At 62.2% G+C, this 22,295-nt stretch carries 17 protein-coding genes; 6 read left to right on the forward strand and 11 right to left on the reverse strand.

What is annotated here, in order from left to right:
* Window position 1 precedes the first annotated feature (1 nt).
* The 6 genes from P8L30_09270 to P8L30_09295 all read right to left on the reverse strand — a co-directional run bounded on the left by P8L30_09270 (window position 2) and on the right by P8L30_09295 (window position 8,375).
* A complete protein-coding gene (locus P8L30_09270; protein ID MDG2240380.1) occupies window positions 2-1,261 on the reverse strand; it encodes a dicarboxylate/amino acid:cation symporter in 1,260 nt (419 codons plus the stop codon).
* Window positions 1,262-1,264: 3 nt separating this feature from the next.
* Window positions 1,265-2,137 (reverse strand): CopD family protein, encoded by an 873-nt coding sequence (locus P8L30_09275; protein MDG2240381.1) that lies wholly within the window; start codon window positions 2,135-2,137, stop codon window positions 1,265-1,267.
* Window positions 2,138-2,248: 111 nt separating this feature from the next.
* Window positions 2,249-3,487 (reverse strand): MFS transporter, encoded by a 1,239-nt coding sequence (locus P8L30_09280; GenBank protein ID MDG2240382.1) that lies wholly within the window; start codon window positions 3,485-3,487, stop codon window positions 2,249-2,251.
* Complete coding sequence (locus P8L30_09285) at window positions 3,487-4,401, reverse strand: proline dehydrogenase family protein (protein ID MDG2240383.1); 915 nt, start codon at window positions 4,399-4,401, stop codon at window positions 3,487-3,489. The genes P8L30_09280 and P8L30_09285 overlap by 1 nt, the downstream gene beginning before the upstream one ends.
* A 24-nt stretch (window positions 4,402-4,425) precedes the next feature.
* Entirely contained in the window at window positions 4,426-5,325 is a 900-nt protein-coding gene (locus P8L30_09290; protein MDG2240384.1) for a M55 family metallopeptidase, read from the reverse strand.
* Window positions 5,322-8,375 (reverse strand): hypothetical protein, encoded by a 3,054-nt coding sequence (locus P8L30_09295; GenBank protein ID MDG2240385.1) that lies wholly within the window; start codon window positions 8,373-8,375, stop codon window positions 5,322-5,324. Before P8L30_09295 ends, P8L30_09290 begins: the two co-directional genes overlap by 4 nt.
* A gap of 790 nt (window positions 8,376-9,165) precedes the next feature.
* Between P8L30_09295 and P8L30_09300 the strand changes: the two genes are divergently transcribed.
* Both P8L30_09300 and P8L30_09305 read left to right on the forward strand, forming a co-directional pair.
* A complete protein-coding gene (locus P8L30_09300) occupies window positions 9,166-11,205 on the forward strand; it encodes a diguanylate cyclase (GenBank protein ID MDG2240386.1) in 2,040 nt (679 codons plus the stop codon).
* On the forward strand, window positions 11,202-12,377 hold the full coding sequence (locus P8L30_09305) for an aminotransferase class I/II-fold pyridoxal phosphate-dependent enzyme (GenBank protein ID MDG2240387.1): 1,176 nt from the start codon (window positions 11,202-11,204) through the stop codon (window positions 12,375-12,377). Before P8L30_09300 ends, P8L30_09305 begins: the two co-directional genes overlap by 4 nt.
* Here P8L30_09305 and P8L30_09310 read toward each other — a convergent pair.
* A complete protein-coding gene (locus tag P8L30_09310) occupies window positions 12,374-12,568 on the reverse strand; it encodes a hypothetical protein (protein MDG2240388.1) in 195 nt (64 codons plus the stop codon). The genes P8L30_09305 and P8L30_09310 overlap by 4 nt on opposite strands.
* Window positions 12,569-12,781: 213 nt before the next feature.
* On the opposite strand from P8L30_09310, the gene P8L30_09315 reads away from it, so the two are divergent.
* Window positions 12,782-13,213 (forward strand): hypothetical protein, encoded by a 432-nt coding sequence (locus P8L30_09315; protein MDG2240389.1) that lies wholly within the window; start codon window positions 12,782-12,784, stop codon window positions 13,211-13,213.
* A gap of 11 nt (window positions 13,214-13,224) precedes the next feature.
* Here P8L30_09315 and P8L30_09320 read toward each other — a convergent pair whose 3' ends face one another.
* Together P8L30_09320 and P8L30_09325 are read right to left on the reverse strand one after the other, a co-directional pair.
* The gene (locus P8L30_09320; GenBank protein MDG2240390.1) at window positions 13,225-15,807 is read right to left on the reverse strand and encodes an ABC transporter permease; all 2,583 of its coding nucleotides are present in this window, start codon (window positions 15,805-15,807) and stop codon (window positions 13,225-13,227) included.
* Entirely contained in the window at window positions 15,804-16,511 is a 708-nt protein-coding gene (locus P8L30_09325; protein ID MDG2240391.1) for an ABC transporter ATP-binding protein, read from the reverse strand. Before P8L30_09325 ends, P8L30_09320 begins: the two co-directional genes overlap by 4 nt.
* Here P8L30_09325 and P8L30_09330 point away from each other — a divergent pair, their 5' ends adjacent.
* Window positions 16,512-17,222 (forward strand): arylesterase, encoded by a 711-nt coding sequence (locus P8L30_09330; protein ID MDG2240392.1) that lies wholly within the window; start codon window positions 16,512-16,514, stop codon window positions 17,220-17,222.
* Window positions 17,215-17,808 carry an SRPBCC family protein gene (locus P8L30_09335; protein ID MDG2240393.1) on the forward strand — a complete coding sequence of 198 codons (594 nt, stop codon included), beginning with the start codon at window positions 17,215-17,217 and terminating at the stop codon, window positions 17,806-17,808. The genes P8L30_09330 and P8L30_09335 overlap by 8 nt, the downstream gene beginning before the upstream one ends.
* 16 nt (window positions 17,809-17,824) lie before the next feature.
* Here the strand turns inward: P8L30_09335 and rho are convergent, their stop codons facing one another.
* Window positions 17,825-18,985 (reverse strand): transcription termination factor Rho, encoded by a 1,161-nt coding sequence (gene rho, locus P8L30_09340; GenBank protein MDG2240394.1) that lies wholly within the window; start codon window positions 18,983-18,985, stop codon window positions 17,825-17,827.
* 377 nt (window positions 18,986-19,362) lie between these two features.
* Here rho and P8L30_09345 point away from each other — a divergent pair, with 377 nt between their 5' ends.
* The gene (locus P8L30_09345) at window positions 19,363-20,661 is read left to right on the forward strand and encodes an aminotransferase class V-fold PLP-dependent enzyme (protein MDG2240395.1); all 1,299 of its coding nucleotides are present in this window, start codon (window positions 19,363-19,365) and stop codon (window positions 20,659-20,661) included.
* Window positions 20,662-21,535: 874 nt separating this feature from the next.
* Here P8L30_09345 and P8L30_09350 read toward each other — a convergent pair.
* Window positions 21,536-22,295 (reverse strand): hypothetical protein (locus P8L30_09350; GenBank protein ID MDG2240396.1); only part of this gene is annotated, 760 nt, incomplete at its 5' end.

Consider the following 22,295-nt stretch of genomic DNA (forward strand, 5'->3'; position numbering starts at 1 on the left):
GTCAGGCAGTAGCCTGAGAGTCGGGCTCAGTCTCGCCGCTCTCCCCAGCGTCGACTTCGCCGCCACCCGCCCACTTATCCACGAGTACAGCTGAGGCAGTCTGGCTCCACAGGTTGATCGTGGTGCGGAACATGTCGGGAATCCGGTCGACGCCCAAAAGAATAGCGAGCCCCGCTATCGGGATACCGACGGCATCCAACGCCGGGGCGAGTGTGACCACGCTGGAAGACGGCACGGGGGCCACAGTCAGAGATACCAGGAACGTGGCGAGGAGCGCTCCGCTCATCGCGGCCAACGGGAACGGCACTTCGAACAGGTGGGCCAAGAATACGATGGCAGAGCCCTGGAAGAGCGCACTGCCGGGCCGGTACATCGAGGCTCCAAGGGGGAGCACGAGGTCGGCTACAGTCTCCGAGACGCCCAAATTGTTTCGGGCTTCCTCGAGGGTTACCGGGAGCGCGGCGACGGTGCTCGTGGTGGAGAACCCGATTGATGTCGCTCCAAACATCCCCTTCATGAAGCGCCCGAGTCCGATGCCAGCAACGATCTTGAGGAGCGGAACCATTAACAGGCCGAAGTACAGTGCCAACGCGATCACCACGCTCGCGATGAAGATCGCCAGGCTCTGGATGAGACCCCACCCGAGCTGCGCAGTCACCGGAGCGGCGAGTCCGAATACACCGATCGGAGCCGTCCAGAGGATCCACCAGACCAATTTGATGAGCGCCTCGCTCGTGGCCTCAGCGAACTCGATCAGCGTGTCCCTATGCTTCGCCTCTAGCGCACCCGTAGCGGCCGCGAGGAGCGCTGTGAACACGATGAGCGGTAAGAGCTGCCCCGAACTCGCCGCCGCGAACGGATTGCTCGGGACCAGACTCACCAGAAAGTCCACGATGCCAGGGAGCTCCGGCACCGACTGCACCGTGGTGGCGGGCACTGGGAGTGCAGGTGCGAACCGAAGCATAAACGCTGTGGTCGCCATACCGACGGCGATCGCCGGGATCAGTGACAACCAATAGAAGCCGAGCGTCAGGCCGCCCAGTTTCCCGAGCTTCCGAGGATCACCCAGCCCTGCTACGCCGGTGAAGATGACTGCCATCACCAGAGGAATCACCACCATTCGGATGGCGTTCATGAACACAGTGCCCAAGGGCGCCGACCCCGTGGCGATCGCCATGAGGAAGTCCGATCCGGTTGCGGCGGCCAACAGCCCCGTTCCGAGCCCAAGTACGAGGCCGAGTGCGATGAGGAGATGCAGCATTCTTTAGTGACCTATGTTGGACCAGGACCAGTCGTGTAGCGGCGAGGTGCGCACGAGCAGAGCGGTGATCAGGATGACGACATGTGCGAGCAAGAGTTCGAATGTCGCAGCTCGCCGAAGTTCGGCGGGACCGCCTGCTTCTCGCAAGCGGGGCGTGAGCTTCTTCCAGTTGATCGCTCCCAGCGCCAAGACCCCGAGTACGAGTCCGATCTTCAGCAGGAGGAGGCGGCCGTACGAGGTGGACCCGAGTGCTGCGAGCGAGTCGAGGTGAAGCCAGGAGCCAATGGTCCCGGTGACGATCAACGCCGCCACCGACGCGAGTGCGATCGGAGAGAAAAGAGGGACGAGTGTGGGAAGCAACGCACGCTCGGCCAGAATCACGAACAGGAGCCCCCCGACCCAACTCCCGGCGGCCAGCACATGGATGACATCCGCCGGGAGAGACAACACCCGCAGGGTATCAGTTCCCGCCGCGTGTCCACTGTATGCTGGAAAAGCGCACATCAGGAGGACGACGATCGCCGTGGGCCACCAAGCGGCCCGGCGCAGGGCGCTGGAGGATGTACCGGTCGCTGATGCGAGGAAGAGCACGGGAGTCGCCAACGATCCGGCCACCCCCCACAACCATAGCTGTCCCCAGGCGGTCTGGCGGACCAACAGGTTCGCGTCCTCGGTCCACGTAGCGAAGGGATCCCGGAACTCGATCAACTGTCGGTAGAAGACGAGGCCCATCGCAACAGGCAGCAACAACGCCGCGGTCGAGCCCATTCGGCGAGCGACTGCGGTGAGATGGTCGCGAGACTCCACGGGTGCCCGTGGCACCACGAAGAAGCGGCCCGTGATCGCCCCCCAAGAGGCGATCAGGGCCGCGAACAAAAGCCAGCCCGTGACGGCGTTGACTATGGGATCTCTAGGGGTGTCGCACCCGCAAAGGTGTCGAACACGAGCAGAAGAAAAGACGCGCGCCGCATATGGGCCTCAGTTGAATCACGTTTTGACAGAAGTCGAATCTAGAGAATGAACCCGGGCCAGGCGAACGATGCTGGCAATGCCCGCGACGGGCCCGAGCGCCAAGAAGGCGAAGGCCCACCGCCATTGCACCGCCTCGGCCAATATCGGAACGGCTTGCATGGTGACCATGGTCAACAGGAAGCCCAGCGACGTTTGCAGCATGAGGGCGGTCCCCACGGATTCGGGCGGAGCCACTTCTGTCACCATCGCACTGAATTGCGCCGAGTCTGCCACGACGAAAAAGCCCCACACCCAGGTTAAGGCAACCAGGACGGGGAACGGTGCCGAAAAGGCGAACCCGACGGCGACACAACACACACCACTGATCGTCATGGCCAGGTTCACGACCTTGTGGCGCCCGATCCGATCTGCCGCCATTCCACCCCACACGCACCCGAGTCCCCCAAAAGCGATCGCACCGAATGAGGCCAGCTCAACCCATACGTGGTTGACCTGGTCGGTGGCCGCTACCGCGAGAAATACGGAGATCCATGTCCACATGGCATACAGCTCCCACATATGCCCCAAGTAGCCACCGGTGGCGAGCATGGTCTCTCTGTGCCTCAGGAGGCGCAGTACACGGCTCCACTCAAAGGCTCGGACCGGAAACGGATAAGGCCCCTCACGGTAGCCGACGCCGATGATCAAGGCCGCGAGCAGTCCAGCGAGGGACGCGCCCCCGACAACCGCCTCCACACTCGGGCCGCCGATGGCTTTCAAGAGATACGGCGTAGCCTTCCCCACCGTGAGCGCACCCACGACCGTCCCGATCGCGAAGCCACGGGCAGACCGGAACCAGGTGGAGATCATTTTCATGCCTGGTGGATATACACCGGCCAGGAAGATCCCTGTGGCGAACCTGGCGGCCAGCGCAGCTTCGTAGGATGGAACGACCAACAAAGCGGCATTAGCCGAGGCCGCGAGTGCTGCGGATATTGTGAAATAGGCCCGATTCGAAACAATGTCCGCGAGGTTGAAGAGCGCCCCTGCGGCCGTTCCGATCACAAAGCCGAGCTGGACCACCGTAGTGAGCCACCCCACCTGAGTGGACGACAAACCCCAACGCAGCTGAAGCTCTGGGCCCACAGCTGTGGCGGTCATCCAGGCAGATAGAGACAGGAGCATGCCAGCCGAGACGAGGCCGAGCATGCGCCATCGCTTCGGATCGTCGTCGACGAGGCCCGGCGGGTTTCCGGAGGCCTCTGTAGGGGTCACTACCGGACGAGCTGCTTCATCACGAACCAGACGTTCGCTGGTCGTTCCGCGAGGCGTCGCATGTACCAAGGGAACCAGGCCGACCCGTAGCTGATGAGGACGCGGAGTGCGCGCCCGTCCCGCACCAAGCGCTCCTGTTCTCCTCGCGTGATGCCGTACAGCATGGCGAACTCGTGTGCGTCCTTCTCCAGATCCAGCTCATACGCCATTCGGTTGGCCTCGCCGATCATTCTGGGGTCGTGGGTGCCCAACACCGGTCTCCCCCTCCCCCCGTTGGCTTTTGCCCGCAAAAGCATACTGGTCAACCGAATGAAATTTTGATCCACATCGGTCTTCCGAGGGAACGCGACACTCTCCGGTTCGTTGTACGCACCCTTTACCAGTCGGATCGACGGATCGAGTGGGAGCAGTTCTTCCAGGTCTCCCTTTGTGCGGTGCAGGTACGATTGGATGCATAGACCCACGTTCTCGTGTTTCGCGCGAGAGGCCTTGAACATGTCGAGGGTCGCATCGACGTAGTCAGAGCCCTCCATGTCGATCCAGACCAACGAATCCGTGGCGCTGATCAGCGTATCCAGGCGCTCCTGAGCCCCGTTGGCCCCGAAATCTAGGCCGAGCTGGGTCGGCTTGATGGAGACCTCCGTGCTGAGCTTCTTCGACTTGATCTCGCCCAGTACGTCGAGGTAGTGCTCGACGACTCCGTCTGCTTCGTCCACGGATGCGAGGTTCTCGCCGAGAAGCGTGACGGTGGTATTTGCCCCTGTCGCTTCAAGCGTGCTCGCCTCACCGAGGGCATCGTTCAAGCCTTCGCCTGGCATGAATCGTTCTGTGGCGCGCTTCACGAATCCGTATTGGGGGAGTCGCTCGGCGAGGAACGGGTTTGTGGAAGCCCACAACAGCGCGTTGCGCATCATGACGAAGGCGGCCTTTCGGTTGGGTTAGACACTGACGAAGCGATACATGAGGCGGATCAGACGGTACGCTTCGCTTGCGCTGCGAGCGGAGTACTCGATGGTATACCCGTCCAGCTTCTTTACCCCAGGAATCGACTGGAGCACGTCCACATGCAGCGTGGATGTGAACCGCATGCGGAGGACCACAGGGTCGCCCACGTCGAATACTTCATAGCCGTCGTTGTCGAGACGTTCGAGGGCAGTCTTCACCCCTTCGCGAAGGCGTTCCCTCACAACCTCCGGGTGGATGAGTCGAGCGGACGCCGGTGTCTCGGCAGTCTTCGTCGTAACAGTCTCTGCTCCGAGCAGCGCACTCAGTTCAGCCGCAGCAGCGGAATCGCCTGACGCGAGGAGGACGGGCACTCCGTGACTCCCAGCGAAAGCGGCATTCATCCCACCCTCGCCGACCTCGATGTCGTTCAGCCACAGGCCTTTCACGGATCCTGTTCCCGTGTGGGCGAGGAATCCGTCTGGGTCACCTGCCTTCGCGTGATATCCGATGAAGATGGCCCCGTCGAACGATGCATCGAGGCCTTGGACCATTCCGAGCGGCTTGATCGACCCCTGGATGTACGTCACCCGTGGATCGAGTTGGGTGTGAAGCAGGTTCTGCATGTCACCGTGTGAGTCGTTGACCAAGATTTCCGCACCTGGGTCCCGCGCGAAGATCTCCTCAATGACCGTGTTGACCTCAGCGGTCATGAGTTGCCGGCCGGTCGCGTAGTCCTTCCCGCCCGAGGACGCCATCGCACCGGTACCGATTCCACCGATGCCTTCCATGTCGACCGAGATAAAAATCTTCACCTGCTCCTGCGCTGCGCCTACACACGGCGCCAAGACCGCCGCAATCGCCACAAGCAGGATCCTCAAGACCCGGGCGGTCATCGGCCGCTCCCGAACGGGGTGTATCCGGCCGCTTGTAGCTCCGCTCGGTAGTCGGCTATCCCACCCGCCATGATGCTGGCCAATTCGCGCTCGATGGTGTCTGCGGCTTCTCTCGCCCGGTCCATCATATGGCGCGTGTTCTCTGACGGTGCTCCATCCCCGCCCATGATCCGGCCAATCGGGCTGCCAACGGCTGCTGCGACCGTGGCTCCGCGTGGACACATGCCCTGGCATTCCGGGCCGGTGAAGAGCCGCTGATTGAGACTCATGAGTGCGTCCTGCAATTCTCGACCCTGGTCCATCAGGTCATCTGCGTCGTCCTCTAGGGTCTCGAGTACGGTGGCGACCCGCTGGATCACCTGGCTCAACTCCAGCCTGGCATCGTTCACCCGCGCCCCAACCGCGTTCATGTCGATCAGGGCATCGCGCTTGGCGACCAGATCCGCCGTTGCAGGTGGGTCACGAGGATCACTGCGTACTTCCAACATCGTGGAGGAAGTGAGGCCGTCCATGCTCACCGCGACCTCATAGGTGCCTGGAAAGACGGTCATTTGGCGTGGGAACATGCTCTCGTCGGCATCTCCGCCTGGGCGGAGGTTCCAAACCCAGCGATTGGTGCCCTCGTCCGCAGGAACGGAACGGGAGAACACGAGTGCTCCGTCTCCGTCTGTGATCTCTACGGAAGCCCTTCCTGCATCTGCTGCCCAGAACGTGAGGATGGCCCCGTTAGGCCTGGTTTCGGCCTGCTGCATGGCGTGGCCGGTGGATCTGTATCCGATCGCCTCCGCGATGGTTACGTCGTACGCGGGCGGCGGAGCGAAGGCGTGCACTGCCGTCGAACGAATCGACGGGTCCTCGGACAACTCCCGTAGGGGCCGGATGTCATCCAGGACGATCAACGCCCGCCCGTGGGTTCCTAGCACTAAGTCTGCATCGCGCGGGTGCACCACGAGGTCCCGAATGGGGACTGCCGGGACGCCCGAAGTATAACTCTCCCAACTACTTCCGCGGTCTAAGCTCATGCGCAGCCCGAACTCGGTTCCGAGGAAAAGCAGGTTCGGATTCTCGGGATCCTCTTCGATGGCATGCACGAAGGCATCGATATCGGGGCTGCCCAGTGACGTCCACGTCGCACCGTAGTCTTCAGTCACATAGACACGGGGGGTCCAGTCCCCGCGTCGGTGATCTTCTGCGACAAGATAGGCCCTGCCCTCCACATGCTTCGAGGGCTGCACGTCGGGAACCCAGATCCCGTGAGGAAGCCCGACCACGTTATCTCGGACGTTGGTCCAGGTGGCCCCGCCGTCACGCGTGATCTGCACGTTTCCGTCGTCCGTCCCGACCCAGATGACACCCGATTCGAGGTGACTGGGTGCGATGGAGATGATCGTGGTGTGCATTTCTGCACCCGACGCGTCCGTGGTAAGTCCGCCACTCTCGTAGGCCCGCTGCTTGGCCGGGTCATCCGTGGTCAGGTCGGGTGAGATGATCTCCCAACTCCGTCCTTGATCCGCGCTACGGTGGAGGAACTGACTGCCCAGGTAAATCACGCTCAAATTCTGCGGATCGTACGTGAGGCCAGCGTTCCAGTTGAAGCGCAAGTCAGCCCCGTCCGGATGCACTGGTTGGATGCTGCGCCGGGCCCCGGTGTTCTTGTCGAAGTGGGAGAGGTTCCCGCCCTGAGACATCGAGTATCCGAAGTTGTCCGGGTCGGACCAATCCGTCATCACGCTGAACCCGTCACCGCCTCCTACGCGGCGCCAGTGAGCGTTCAGGATGCCCTTGTTCTCCCAGACGGTGCTCGGCCCGTACCACGAGCCGTTGTCCTGGAGCCCGCCGTAGATGTTGAACGGCGTGTCGTTATCGACGCTGATATGGTAGAACTGCGCCAAACCGAGGTTTTCCACGAAGCGCCAGTGCTCGCCGCGGTCGTAGGTGAACGCGATGCCGCCGTCCTCTCCCAGGATCATGCGGCGCGAATCTGCCGGATCGATCCATAACTCGTGCACATCCCCGTGGATGATCCCGCTCGGAACCACCGTTTTCCAGTTGCGGCCCTGGTCTTCACTGACCTCGATCGCTGACTGCAACCGATACAGCCGGTTTTCGTTGGTAGGGTCAATGCGCAGGTCAGAGTAGTAGAACGGGCGCGGGTTCACTCCGGGTTGGTCGGAGATCGTATTCCAAGTGACCCCACCATCGTCCGAGCGGACGAGCGCCGACTTCTCCGCCTCGATGAGTGCATAAACGACGTTCGGATTGGACGGTGCAATCGCCAGACCAATACGCCCGAGGTCCCCCGAGGGGATCCCGTCGTCGGCGGAGACCTGGCGCCACGTGTCCCCACCATTATGGGTCACGAAGAGGCCGGAGCCTTCACCACCCGAGGTCAGGAACCATGGATCGCGCCTGAAGTCCCACATGGCCGCGAAGATCTTGTCGGGATTCGACGGGTCCATGACCATCTCGGACACGCCCGTACGCTGGTTCTGCCAGAGGACGCGATCCCACGAGCGCCCGCCGTCACGTGTGCGGTAAACACCGCGCTCCTGGCCGTCAGACCAGGCGGGGCCCAGAACGCCCACGTAGACGACGTCCGGGTCGGTGGGGTGTGTCAGGATCCGATGGATGCGCTCGGAGCGCTCCAGTCCCATCGATTTCCAGTTCCGTCCCCCATCGATCGACTTGAAGAGGCCCCGCCCTACACCCGCACTATTGCGTGGGTTGCCTTCCCCGGTTCCCGCCCAAACGATATCCGGATTCGGCTGGAACACAGCAACGGAGCCGATTCCGAGCGTATTCTGCTCGTCGAAGATCGGGTCCCAGGTGATGCCCCCGTCCACGGACTTGAAGAGCCCGCCGGTCGAGCCCCCGACATACACGATGTTGGGGTCCGAGAGGACCACCTCGACGTCCGATACACGCCCGCTCATTCCTGCGGGGCCAATCTCACGGGCCTGCATTGAGGCGAATGCGTCGGTGGACTGGCCAGAGAGTGGGGCGGCCACTGCGACCAGCGAAAAGAAGACGAGTAAACGACCGGTCCTCATGAATTGCTCCTGACTGGAAAAACGTACGCCGAGCCTGGTGGCTGGGCCCACCAGATTAGGCCCGAACGAAGGAGCGGGCTACCCAAGCCCAAAAGGAAATCGGCCCCCGCGCCGGGAAAGCACGAGGGCGGATTCGAAGTCGATCTCTTTCGGGGCGGGCTCCGTTAGGATCTAGCTCTTAGCGGACCTGGAAGGTGATGGGAAAACTCACCCCTACAGGCACCGCTTGGTTACGGTTCTTCGCCGGAGTGAAGCGGTAGACATCCGCGATCGAAAGAGCTGCTCGATCCAGAGCCTGGTTCGTACTTGATCTCCGCGGTGAAGATCTCCGGGCGTCCTGGGGATACCACCGGAACAGGCGGCGCCGAGATTTGCTCTTGGCTCCGCTCGAGGCCCGCCGTTGGAGTCGGGACTGACAGCACCGCTGCTGGCTCTTGGTCGTCCGTGTCGACCACACTCACGTGTTCTACTCCCCGACTAGGCGAGACAGGTCGGCGGCGAACGCGGTTTCCCTGAGATCCTGGCTTCGGTGCCAGTCTCGGCCACGGAGGGGGGTGAGTCCGGCCTCCTGGGGCTCGATGTCCATCGGCTCGGCTTCCGGCGGTATTTCTTCAAGTGAGGTGACCGAACCGCTGCGTATTAGCAAGGAAATCAGTCGATTTCGGTGCATGACAGACCGCTGGGCGAGGTAGAGGGTAGGCTTCGCTCGATGCCTACCGGCTCGGTCGCTGTGGGACGAAGTGGAACGGTGCTGTTGACCCTCGCTGGCAAGCGCCTGCACTTTCCAGTGATGGCACTCGATCTTCATGGCCGGACCGTCCCCCCCGGCGCCCTCGTTCTTTCAACAGCTGCTCTGGCCGTCCCGGTCCTAGGCGCACTCCAATTCCCGGAACAACTCGGGGAACACGGAGCGCTCTTATGGCTTACGGCCCTGCTGCCCGCGTTCGTACTCGGGTACTATCGGGCGTGGAGGGGCATTGCTACTGCACTCGCGTTGGGCGTGGCGACATTGTCCGTCACGCAAGCTGCGGCCCTGTTCATGGGGCGCACCGTACCAGACATGCTGCTCGGCGTCGTTGTGGCGTATGTCGTGATCGCGCTGGGAATTGGGTGGCTCGCTGAGAATTTCCACCAGGACCACGCTGAAGTTGAGGACATGGCTTTCACAGACATCCTCACTCGCCTGCCCAATCGGCGTCACGCGCGTCTTTTCTTAGAAAATGAATTCGCAGCTGCGGAACGTGGTCGCCAGTTGTCACTCGTGCTCCTCGACCTGGATAACTTCAAGGAGTACAACGACACCTACGGCCATCCGATGGGCGATTCGGCACTGACGGCGTTTGGTGAGATTCTTGAAGTCCTGACGCGCCGGATGGACCTCTCCGCCCGTTTCGGCGGTGAGGAGTTCGTCTCGGTCCTGACTTCGACCGATACCGAAGGTGCGTTGATTTTTGCCGACCGCATACGCTCGGTGCTGGCAAAGAAAAATATGGATGGAGGTGGCCGACTGACTGTGAGTGCTGGCGTTGCCACGTACCACCCGAGCATGCGTTCGTCTGACGAGTTGCTCGCCGCCGCGGACCATGCGCTCTATCAGGCGAAACACGACGGCCGGAACTGTGTGCGTGTCTTCGGAAAGGCGATGATGGGCGTGGTGCAACCCTCCCCGGACGCACTGCAAGGGGTGCTGGAGGCACTAGGAGCGGAACCACAGGACTACCCGCGGGCTGGGCAGGACATGGGGAAGTCCAGACCACCTCTGACTCTGCTGCCGCATCAGATCACCGGCTTCGGACAGGACAGACGGGTGCTCGTTGTGGAAGACGATGATCAGGTCCGCAGCCTCATCACCAACTATCTGGAGCGTGAGGGCTTTTATGTAGATGAAGCGGTCGATGTCGTCACCGGCCTCGATCAGCTCGTGACCGAATACGATGTAGTCATCACGGACCTTCGTCTTCCGGGTCAATCCGGGATCGAATTGGTCGCGGCTGCAAAGTCGCGCTGGCCCCAGACGCAGATCGTGGTGATCACCGGCCTGCACGATGCGACGGTTGCTGCAGAAGCGCTCAGCGCAGGAGCGGATTGTTATCTGTTCAAGCCGTTCGGCATGCCGGAGCTCCGGCAGCACTTGATGGACTCTCTCGCTCGGCGCGCCCGAATCCTTGAACGTCGCGGGTCTTCCGCCGATCTGTCCAAGGAAGCGCGCGCCCGAGATTCTGAGGCACGCCAGGCTGTATTGGAGGGCGCCGCTTCTTTGGTACGTGCAGCCGAGGCACGCGACCCGTTCACCGAAAATCACTCAGCGAGGGTCGGGACGCTCGCTCTCCGCTTGGCGGAAGAGTTGGATCCGGAGGGGACGGAAATCGACCGGGCCGGGCTCGAATTAGGGTGTCGCCTCAAGGACATTGGAAAGCTCGGCCTCGCGGATCGCATCCTGAACAAACCAGATGCGCTTGCTTTGCATGAGCGCGAGTCCATCGAGCGCCACCCGACGATCGGCCGACAGGTGCTCCAGCCGCTCATCGACGCCGAAGTCGCGCTCAGTGTTGTGGGTTGGCACCACGAACGTTGGGACGGGCGTGGCTACCCGGACGGACTCGCGGGCCACACCATCCCTGTGGCGGCTCGCATTGCCGCAGTGTGCGATGCATTGGACGCCATGATTCACCCACGCGCCCATCGCGCGGCCCACCCATGGGACGTTGCCGTGCGGTCTATTCAGGACGACTCAGGAGAAGCATTCGATCCTGACATCGTCGAAGCGATGGGTCGTTGTCTTGACGACCTCAAAACCATAGCGACCCAAGCTGAGCAGCCTGCCTTATGACGTCGTCCAGCATCCGCACCGCTACGCGCACGCACTCGTTCACAGAGTCCGTGATCCGTGAGATGACGCGAGTGGCGCGCGAGCATGATTCGATCAATCTCGCACAGGGGTTTCCAGATTTTCCCGCTCCGGAGCTCATCAAAGAAGCTGCCTGTGCCGCGATCCGTGCTGATGTGAACCAATACGCCATCACATGGGGCACCTCCAATTTGCGTCACGCCTTGGCGGAGAAATATGGGGCATTCTACGGGATGGATGTCGATACGGAGCGGGAGATTACCGTGACGTGCGGGGCTACCGAGGCCATGGCTGCGGTCATGCTCGCGACGGTAAATCCAGGGGACGAAGTCATCGTGCTGGAGCCCTTCTACGAGAACTACGGTCCGGACGCCGTGCTCAGTCAGGCCAAGCCGGTCTTCCTGCCACTGGAGGCTCCCGAGTACCGCCTCGATCGTGCTCATCTCGAAAGTGTTGTGACCGAAAAGACACGTGCCATAGTGCTGAACACACCGAACAACCCCACCGGGCGTGTCTTCGATCGAGAAGAACTCCAGGCGGTTGCTGATGTCTGCCGAGAGCACGACATACTGGCCATCACTGACGAGATCTATGAGCACATCCTGTACGAGGGAGAACATCACGTGCTCGCCACGTTCGAGGGGATGCGGGAGCGCACCATCGTGATCAGCGGGCTGTCCAAGACCTTCAGTGTCACGGGGTGGCGCGTCGGAACGATCATCGCACCGCCTGACCTGTCGGTCGCAATCCGGAAGGTCCACGACTTCTTGACCGTGGGCGCCCCGGCTCCGTTGCAAGAAGCCTGTGCCGTCGGCATCCGAGAGTTGGGGCCCGAATACTACGAAGGCATGGTCGAAGGATACCGAGCCCGTCGAAGTGTCCTGGTTGACGCACTCCGTGAGGCCGGCTTCAAGTGTGCCCCTCCACAAGGGGCCTACTATGTGCTCGCGGACTTCAGTGACCTCTCCGATGAAGACGATGTCGTCTTCTCGAAACGTCTGGCCAGCGAGGGAGGTGTAGCGCCGGTACCTGGCTCCAGCTTCTTCAGCCAGCCGGAGCGCGGCCGCCGTTTCGTGCGCTTCGTCTTCTGCAAACAGATCGAGACCCTGCAAGCGGCCGGAGCCAAACTGAAAGAGTTTGCTGCCGACCTCTAGCCTGACTCACTCGGGGTGCTACGCTCGTCACCGTCCTCGGCAAAGTGGAGTCGCGTGGCCAGGTCGGAGAGCACCGGGTGGTCCTGGTCCGTGATCATGCGCTCGATCACGCGTTGTTTTGCGGCGACTCCAATAGGGAGCCTACGCCGCTCACCCAGGAGCACGGCTAAGCGGGCGATGACGCTCCCCACCACTGGATCCAGCGACGGGTGTCCCGGAGGGTACATCGCATATCGATGCACCCCGATCGAAAGTTCGATCAGGAACTAGGAGAGGTCCCGAGAAAGGGTTGCCGACCCGGGAGCGATCTGGGTCGCGGTCTCAGTCACCTGGGGGGTGCAAACGGGTTCAAGAACATGACCCCGCAAGATATATTTCGGCCCGACTTCCCGCGACGTACCCGAATGCCAGTGATTGACTCGCGCACCCCTGCCCCAAAATCAGATACGCTCGAAGTGGCGGCGCGTCTGGTCCTGTTCGGCTTTCCGCCCGATGAGATCACGGTTCGGATCAAGCCGCGCTCCAAACAGTGGAGAGTAAGAGGAGCCGTCCAAATCATGGGTGTCTCCCTTGTCGTTGCACCGGTCGTGGCCATACTGCCACCCCATGCCCCGTGGCCCATCGGGGCCCTCGTGGTGGGAGGCATTCTCGCCCGCCGCAGATTCTCTGAGGATTGCACGCTGGTGTCACTCGAAGGTGCGGAGTGTCCCAAATGTGGCAGTCCAATGACGTCCAAGCAGACCCGACTGCGCGCGCCGCATGCGATCATTTGTGAAGCGTGCCATCATCAGTCGACGCTCAAGGTGCCAAAAGAGAGTCTGACTTCCTCCACTTGACGTGTCCAATCCTATTCGGGCGCGTCACGGAGCACCGCGAGTGGTGGCCTGCCCAGTAGGTTTCGTGATCCGAGCAGCCCTACCACCACAGTGAGCCCCGTCACCGCGAGCCAAATTCCGCTCAGTGCGACGAATCGAGGGCTGTAATCGATCTCGAAGACGAGCGGCATCACAATCGCGGCACTCACAGCGGCGAGAAGCAGCCCGCTCGCCGTCGCCAGGGTCCCCAACGCGAGATACTCGGAGAAGAGCACCGTCAGCACTTGGCGTTTGCTCGCACCTAGTGTCTTGAGCAGCGCCCCCTCTCGAAGGCGTTGCGCCCGTGACGAGGCCAACGCCCCCACGAGCACGACCATACCGGCGATGGCGGAGAAGAGACCAAGGAACGCTACGGCCTGCCGAACCTTGGACAGAACCGAGTCGATGGCTTCCTGAACTCTCGAGAAGTCGAGAGCCGACACATTTGGAAAGGCCGTCACTAGGTCTCGCTGCACCGAGGCTCGTGCCTCTGGGTCGGGGAGGCGCGCCACCATGATCGCCGTTTGTGGTGCGTCTTCCAGCCCACCGGGCTCGAAGATGGCATAGAAGTTCGGCTCCATCTGGCCCCAATCGACGGTGCGGATGCTCGTGACCACGGCGGAGATCGGGACGCCGGACACCTCCCACTGAATGGTGTCTCCAAGTCCAACCTTGAGACCTTCGGCCACTTCGGACTCGAGCGACACACGCGTGAGATCTCCCGCGTCCACACGTGTGCCGTCTTCACTTCCGGGCGTGCCGTCCCACCAGCGCCCGGAGATCAACTCCTCTGCTCGTCCGAGTCGCTCTCGATACGTGTTCCGATACTGTCTGCGCAGAGCCCAAGCGTCCGGCCGATCCTCACGGACTGAATCCGCACGTAACTCGTCATTCGTCTGCCCGTTGATGCCCACGATTCTGGCGGACACCAGAGGGGCCACGTCGGCTCCCGCGCGAGCATCTTCCGGCAAAAGGTTCACGATACCCTCGACCTGGTCCTTCTGGATATCGAAGAAGAGCAGGTTCGGTTGTCCCCCTCCGAAAGACAGGGTGAGGTCTTTACGCAGATTCCCCTCCACTTCGACCACGGTCCCAATCACGAATGCTCCGAAGCCGAGCGCGAGGGTAACGGCGATCGTTTGATTCTGGGGCCGGAATAGATTGGAGACGCCCTGGCGCACGGGGTACGACGCCCGGCGTGGGAAGAAGCGCCGAGTGGCTCGCATCATGACCCATCCGACTCCAGTGAGGAGTCCGACGACCGCCGTGAGGGCCCCCGCGAATCCGAGACCGAGCGCGGGCTCGGGTGCCTCCAGAACGCACAACGCCACAACGCTGGCAGCCAGGAAGCCGTAGGCCGCGAGTGTGAAGGGGTCCAGACGATTCCGCTCCGGCTCGAAATCTTGTCGGATCGCCTGGAGCGGCGGGACGTTCCTGATCTGGAGCAGCGGGATGACGGCGAAGATGAAGGCCACCCACACGCCGATTCCCAGCCCGGCAGCAGCGGATGTGAACGAGAAGCGCGTGGTCACATCGACGGGCAGGACATCACCGAGGACGAACGGGAGTACCTGCTGTACGGCGACCCCCACCACTACGCCCCCGAAAGCCCCGAGCAGGCCCAAGGCGGAAGCCTGGATCAAATAAGCGATGAAGGCGGTCCATTGCCCGACCCCAATGCAACGCAGCACCGCCGCCTCGGTCCGTTTGTCCCGAGCAAAGACGTGGATCGCACTCGCTACGCCGATTCCGCCAAGCAACAAAGCTGCGAGCCCGACGAGGGCTAAAAAGCGGCCCAAGAAGCGAATCCCGTTCGATAGTGACTGTGCTTGTTCCTCAGCCAAGAAGAAGCGGACCTTGGTCGCCTCTAATACCTCCTCGTAACGCGTTCGAAAAGTCTCACGAGCCTCGCGGTCCGGCATGCGCAAGTAGGTCTCATACTCTGCCAAGCTTCCGAAGCCCAAGAGTTCGGCGCGGGTCAGTGCCTCTTGGGAGATATAGACACGCGGGCCAATGGCGGTCTGGAATCCCAAACTCGTGGGCAGATCTTCCACCGTGGCACTGATCGCGAGGCGGGCGCGTCCCACGACCAGCGTGTCGCCGACCACGACGTCCAACTGGGTGAGCACGGCCGGGTCCACCAGAATTTCTTCGGGTGAGAGCGACCCCGTCCATCGGCCCTCCGGGCGCGTGGTTACCGTCCCATAGAAGGGGTACCCACCCTCGACAGCTCGTACTTGCAGAAGACGCACGGTGTTCGAGGATGGCGCGAGAACCATTGAACTGGCTGTGGTGACCCTGGACGTCTCGACGCCTTCCGCACGAAGGGAGTCCAGGAGTCGAGCTACCGAGTCCGGGTACACTCTCCCTGAGGCGAGCCGAGCGTTGGCGCCCATGAGTACATCCGCCTCTTCCTGGACGGATCTGGACACATCGTCGCGGAAGGAGTGAATGGCTACGAGCGCCCCAACTCCCAGTGTGATCGAGACCATGTATACCCCGACGCGGCGAAAGCTGTGGCGGCTTTCCCTCCACGCCATGCGTAACGCGAAGCCGATCCGAAGTGGGCTCTTCAAGAGGCGCTGGGTCGAGAGCCAGCGTTCGTGCCGGGCCGATCCGCGACGACGCGCCCCCCGGACAAGGACACCACTCGGTGCGCTCGTTCCGCCAGGATGAGGTCATGCGTCACCATAACGAGTGTCGTGCGGGAGTCTTGGTTCAATTCCTCCAAAATCTCGACGATCCCCGCCCCCGTTTCGCTGTCGAGATTCCCGGTGGGTTCATCAGCGAACAGAATCTTCGGCCGATTCGCAAATGCACGAGCCAGCGCCACCCGCTGCTGCTCACCACCCGACAGTTGTGCCGGGTAGTGATCCAAGCGGCCCCCAAGTCCGACCCGTTCCAAGAGCGTCTCCGCGTCTGCCCGCGCTCCGGCCGTGAGTCCGCGCAGTTCCAACGGAACTAGGACGTTTTCGATGGCTGTCAGCGTCGGCAGCAGATGGAAGGTCTGAAAGACGAATCCGATGTTCTGGGCTCGAAATTCGGAACGTCCGTCCTCCGTGAGGGTGAAGATATCTTGACCATTCAGCACCACGGATCCGCCGGACGGTTCGTCCAGCCCGGCCAGTAGGCCCAACAACGTCGTCTTGCCGCTTCCGGATGGCCCCACGACGGCGAGGAAGGACTCGTCTTCCACAGAGAGATCAACCGCGTCCAGTACCTTCAGAGGGCGACCCCCACTGGTGTAGGTTTTCTCCAGCCCCTCCGCCACGATCATCATATGACCCGATTCCTTTTCGCATCTGTTGCAGTTGTACTTGTCGCCTGCTCCGCCGAGGAGGCGCCTGCACCCGTTGTACCGAGTGAGGAAGCTACCTCGCCGGTTGTCCCAACCGTTGAGGCAGACGACGACGGGCGTCCGCGGGTGGTGTTTTTGGGCACGAGTCTCACTGCCGGGTTAGGCCTCGCGAGCGAGGAGGATAGTTATGTGGCGCAGATCGCAGCACTGGCGGACTCTGCTGGCACTCCCATACACGCCATCAATGCCGGTGTGTCGGGTGAAACCAGTGCCGGAGGACTACGCCGCCTGGATTGGGTACTCCGAGAGCCTCTGGACGTTCTCGTGCTGGAGTTAGGCGCGAACGATGGCCTGCGCGGTCACGATCCGCTCACGCTCGAAGCCAATCTGCGCGAGATCGTTGAGCGGACGCGTACCCGATACCCGGGGACACCCGTCGTGATCGCCGGAATGCAGGCTCCGCCCAACTTTGGGTTCATGTACACGACTCGCTTCGCGGCGGTCTTCCCGTTGGTGGCAGAAGAGACATCTTCCGCGCTCGTTCCATTCCTTCTGGACAGCGTTGCAGGGATCCCTGAATTGAACCAGGCCGACCAGATCCACCCTACGGTTGAAGGCCATGGCATCATGGCCCGTAACGTTTGGCGGGTGCTCAGCAACATCATCGACACGCTAGGAGCGCCAGGTGCATAGGACGCCGTTCAGTTTGGGGACCATCATCCTTGGGGGTGGCGCCCTCTTCCTGATTTTTCTGATCCTGGTGGGTGTGGCTCTTCCTGCGAGTTGGGAAGCCGAAGCGACCCTCGTCGCGGAGGCGTCACCCGAGGAACTCTTCCAGCATTTGGATTCCCCAGAAGGATGGCGGGGCTGGACGTTTTGGCCGGACAGCGGCGTCGTTCGTTCGGGGCCAGAAACGGGAAGCGGAGCCACGCTCTCTTGGGACGACGAAGAGCTCGGATCGGGGTCCTTCACCATCGCCGAGTCAGACGCTCCGCGGTCGGTCCGGTATCAGGTGCAGGTCGGGCGGAGCATGCGGACGGAGGGCACTATAGAGCTGACCCCCAACGGAACCACCACGAGGATCGCATGGCATGAGTCCGGTGACCTGGGGAGGAATCCACTCATGGGTTATTGGGCCTTCTTCATGAACAAGGCCCAGACCCGCGAGTTGACCAAGGGACTGGGGAAGCTCGCCGCCCTTGGGGCCGAGACGACGGTGCTTGATTCAGAGCGAAACGAAGCGCCCGTCGACTCTGGGTCGACGGGCGCGTCTCGCTAGGGAGTCCCAAAGGACTCTACTGGTTCCGCGCCCAATTGATGAGCGCGCGGTTCGATTCGGTCTTCTTCATCGCACCTAATAGCTCCGTCATCGCATCCGTCGGGCCCTGACCACCGAGCTGACGACGCATGGCGTGTGACAGCCACAGCGCGTCTTCGTCCAGCAGAAGCTCTTCCTTCCGGGTCGAAGAACCCGCGATGTCGATCGCGGGATAAACCCGCCGGTCGGCGATCTCACGTGACAGAACCAGCTCACTGTTACCGGTCCCCTTGAACTCCTCGAAGATCACCTGGTCCATACGCGATCCCGTGTCGACGAGCGCAGTCGCGATAATCGTCAAAGAACCACCGCCCTGCGCCGGATCGATCTTCCGCGCCGACCCCAAGAAGCGTTTCGGCTTCTCGAGTGCGTTCGTGTCCAGGCCACCAGACAGCGTGCGCCCACTACCGCTGTGGGCCGTGTTGTAGGCGCGTGCCATGCGTGTGATGGAATCGAGGATGATGACCACATCCTCACCCTGCTCCACCCGCCGTCTGGCTCGCTCGAGCGTGATCTCAGCGACCTGTACGTGGCGGTCTGCTTGCTGGTCGAACGTTGACGCGATGACCTCACCGAACCCGCACTGCTCCATCTCGGTCACTTCCTCAGGACGCTCGTCCACGAGGAGGATCATGAGGTGGCATTCGGGATGGTTCTTTACCACGCCCTCGGCGACTGCCTGGAGAACCGTGGTCTTACCGGCTTTCGCCGGAGCCACGATCATCGCCCGCTGTCCCTTGCCAAGCGGACACAGCAGATCGATCACACGATTCGTGTAGTCGGGCTGACCCATCACTGTGCGGTCGCACTCCAAGACGAGCTGCTCGTCAGGGTGCATGGCGCTCAGGCGCTGGAAGTCCGGCCGCCGCATCGCGTCTTCGGGCGGTCGGTCGTTGATCCGTTGGATATGTGCGAGCGGCGGACTCTTGCCACTGCGGGGTGTACCCACGATTCCGACGAGTTCGTCACCGGTCCGGAGCCCATACTTCTGGATCATCCTGGAGCCGACGTAGATGTCGTCGTTGCTGGGCGTGTAGCCTGAGTCACGGCGCCGGACGAATCCGGATCCGCTACCGAGCACTTCCAATAGGCCTAGTGGCCTGGATTGCGCTTCGAGCTCTTCAGGAGTGTCTGGCAATTGCGACTGGAGTTCAGCCTCGCTTGGACCACCACCGTCGTTACCACCTTGGCCCCGGCCCTTACGGCGCCGGCGCCCACGACGACGGCTATTGTTGCCGCGTGGCTTGCCCTCTCCGTCGCCTTTTTGATTTCTTGGCGATTCGGGCACGTTATATAACCCATGTTGCGGAGCGCGGTACTGTCGTGGCACTTCGGCACACGAGAGGCCGCAGAAAAGACCCCAAAATTTTTGGAGCCTGTGGAGCTATCCTCTTCAGCCGACCAGGAGGCCGCGCTGGCGCCGATGAGTTACTGTCGGCCGGACACGAAAGAATCTTCTACTATTTTCGCTGATGATCAAGACGTACGTCTGATTCAGTTCAATTGAGGGTACGAATGACTGATACGCAAACGAGCCGTCGAGGCTTTCTAAAGGTGTTAGGTGCTGGAGCCGTGGGCGGTGCCGTCTTGGGCCGGGCTACGGAGTTGAGCGCGGCGTTTGACCACTCCATCGACGGCCTGGGGTTCCGGGCTCACGACCCGGCAGCGGTCCGCCGCCTCCGGGACGAATACCTCCTCTCGCGAGACCTCATCTACTTGAACCATGCATCCATCGGGACAGCGCCCAAGGCGGTTGTCGACGCGCACGCCGGTTACTTGGGACTGTGTGAGTCCCATCCGTCGCTCTATGTATGGGGCTCAGTTTGGCGCGAGGTCGCAGAACGTGTGCGCAGTCAGTCGGCCGCACTCTTGAACTGCAACGCGGACGATCTCGCGATCACGCACAACACGACGGAAGGCTTCAACATCTTGGCTCACGGACTGCCGCTCGGGCCCGGGGACGAGATTCTTTTCAGTTCGATCAACCACTCCGGTGCGAGTGTCCCGTGGGACGTCCTGGCGGCGGATCGCGGCTTTACGGTTCGGCGCTTTCCTTTTCCGGTGGAACGCGGGGCGGAATTAACCGCCGAGGAAGTTGTTGCAGTGCACGTAGAAGCGATTCGGCCCGAAACGCGTGTGCTGGTCATCCCGCATGTCGACAACATGATCGGTCTGCGGCATCCCATGAAGGAGATCGCATCAGCGGCCCGTGCCCGTGGAGTCGAGTTCATCTTGGTCGATGGAGCGCAGTCGGTCGGCATGATCCCGGTCGACCTCTCCGACGCGGGTGTCGACGCCTACGCCATGAGCCCGCACAAGTGGCTTCAGTCTCCCAAGGGACTGGGACTCTTCTACGTCTCAGAGGCGGTACGTCCCCAATTGCCGCGCATGTGGCACAAGACGTCGGAACGCGGAATGGATGGCACTGCGCGTGATTATGAGGACTATTCGACGCGGGCATGGCCGGCCGTCGTGGCCTTCGGCGACGCGCTCGACTTCCAGGACGCTCTTGGGATGACGGAAAAGGCCCGTCGATATGAGGCTCTGTGGCATCGGGTCCGAGATCGAGTCGCGGCTGAGCCGACGCTCGAGTGGCACTCCCCCAATGATTGGGAACTTTCGTCCGTGATCATGGCCGTTTCGCGCACCGGGGTGGCGGCGCCCGAGATGGGTTCGGCCTTGTTCGGATCGATGGGGGGGGTCGTCCGCGCCTTTGGAGGCGGACTGAACTCGTTACGGATCTCTCCGAATCTTATGACGAGTGAAGACGAGCTGGACGCCTTCCTCACAGGAATGGTGGCACACGGGCCCTAGGTGGGCCAGGTGTCCTTCAGGAGCGTCCCCTGTCCCTATATTTGGACATCGAACTGGGGTTGAAACAGGATGAGAGCATGTGCATAAGATGTTGCGTTATAACATGTTGACACCTTAATGCGTGTTTGGCACAGACCGTGCACTTCTATGGGGCGGTGACCACTATAAGGAGTATGACCGTGCGTATCCTGGCTCGAATTACATTGATCATCGCTGCGTTCTTCGCCCTTAGTTCGGCTGAAAGTCACGCGCAGGCCCACGCCTCGTTCTCCGTTGGCGTAGGCCCGCTCTTTGCCGGCGTCAGCGTCGGCATGGGTGGCGGCTACTACGATGATCGATCCCTCTTCGTTGGGACCGGTCTGGGAATGCGCCACTCTGCCCTGTACCAGGATCCGGCATATGAAATGTATTCCGAGCGTGGACGTTCCTGGGGTGGCGGCAGTTATTACGACGACTATTCGTGCTGGGACTACTACTGGGACAGCTTTTGGGATCCCTACGGAGACCCATACTACGATTGCCTGGCCTATAGCCCCTATGGGTACCGGAACTCATATCGGTCTCGTGGTGGGTTCAGCGGTGGCTGGGGTGGTTACTACGGCTCGCGCTCGGCATTCGTCTTCTGGTCAGACCCCGTCATGTCGCCCTGGGGTGGTTCGTACTGGGGATACGACCGGTATTGGGGTGGTTTCGCAGATGGCTACTACGCCGGGCGTAGTTACGGCGGATACTACGGCGCCTCTTACGGTGGCTACTACGGTGGCTACTACGGTGACTACTACAGTGGCTATGGTCGTACGCGGACGGTCTACGGAGGTGGACGCACGCGCGTGGCCATTGGCCGCCCGTCCCCCTTCGCTGGGTACGGTGTCGGCTACAAGGAGAGCCCAAGGACGGGAACCACACGCACCGCCGTACGGCGCCCGCAGGCTGGGAACGCCACGGGTGCGTCGAATGCTCCGGCTCGTGCGGGCTCTGATGGTCGGCGCACCGCGCGTCCTTCTGGGACGGACACACGCGCCGGGAACGGCAGTGCTCGTCCGACAACGGGCAGGCCTTCGGTAACGCCTCGTGTTGGACCACGTCCTTCCACCGGTCGGGGCACGCCGCCTTCTGCTCGTCCAACAACGGGTAGGACGGCCACTCCATCGGAGCGGCCCGGGACGAGCCGGAATGGCCCGGCCGTGACTCCGCCTCGGACCCGGGCGGGCGCGAGCGCGCGTCCTGCTGACCGTGTCAGAACGGGTGGGCAGGCTTCCGGAAGTGCTCGGGTCCGCCCGGGCACCGTCCGCGCGCCGAACTCGGGCGCGCGGCCTTCGACCGGTGCGAGCCAGCCGTCCGGAAAGACCAGGGCGAGTGGAACCCCCCGGCCCCGTCCTTCCAGTGTGCTCGGCACGCCACCCCGCACGCGGGCACCGGCAGGGGCGACGAACCGTACGCCGGCCACACGGCCCACTTCGAGTCGCACGCCCGGAACGAGAGTGGCACCGACTAGAGTTCCGGTGACACGGGCCAGGCCATCCGGCACATCGGGGCAAAAGCCAACACGGCAGGCAGTTCCGAGTCGAGGCACGTCAACGCGGTCCGCGCCGGCTCGCAGCACAACGACGCGGTCCGCACCTTCCCGGCCGGCC

It is taken from the genome of Longimicrobiales bacterium, assembly GCA_029245345.1.
Classification (GTDB): Bacteria; Gemmatimonadota; Gemmatimonadetes; order Longimicrobiales; family Gaopeijiaceae; genus CALFPJ01.

Bases quoted from the DNA above. Each gene is read 5' to 3' on its own strand.
- P8L30_09270 (MDG2240380.1), bottom strand. From the start codon at position 1,261: ATGCTGCATCTCCTCATCGCACTCGGCCTCGTACTTGGGCTCGGAACG.
- P8L30_09285 (MDG2240383.1), bottom strand. From the start codon at position 4,401: ATGATGCGCAACGCGCTGTTGTGGGCTTCCACAAACCCGTTCCTCGCC.
- P8L30_09290 (MDG2240384.1), bottom strand. From the start codon at position 5,325: ATGACCGCCCGGGTCTTGAGGATCCTGCTTGTGGCGATTGCGGCGGTC.
- P8L30_09295 (MDG2240385.1), bottom strand. From the start codon at position 8,375: ATGAGGACCGGTCGTTTACTCGTCTTCTTTTCGCTGGTCGCAGTGGCC.
- P8L30_09300 (MDG2240386.1), top strand. From the start codon at position 9,166: ATGGCACTCGATCTTCATGGCCGGACCGTCCCCCCCGGCGCCCTCGTT.
- P8L30_09305 (MDG2240387.1), top strand. From the start codon at position 11,202: ATGACGTCGTCCAGCATCCGCACCGCTACGCGCACGCACTCGTTCACA.
- P8L30_09315 (MDG2240389.1), top strand. From the start codon at position 12,782: ATGCCAGTGATTGACTCGCGCACCCCTGCCCCAAAATCAGATACGCTC.
- P8L30_09325 (MDG2240391.1), bottom strand. From the start codon at position 16,511: ATGATGATCGTGGCGGAGGGGCTGGAGAAAACCTACACCAGTGGGGGT.
- P8L30_09330 (MDG2240392.1), top strand. From the start codon at position 16,512: ATGACCCGATTCCTTTTCGCATCTGTTGCAGTTGTACTTGTCGCCTGC.
- P8L30_09345 (MDG2240395.1), top strand. From the start codon at position 19,363: ATGACTGATACGCAAACGAGCCGTCGAGGCTTTCTAAAGGTGTTAGGT.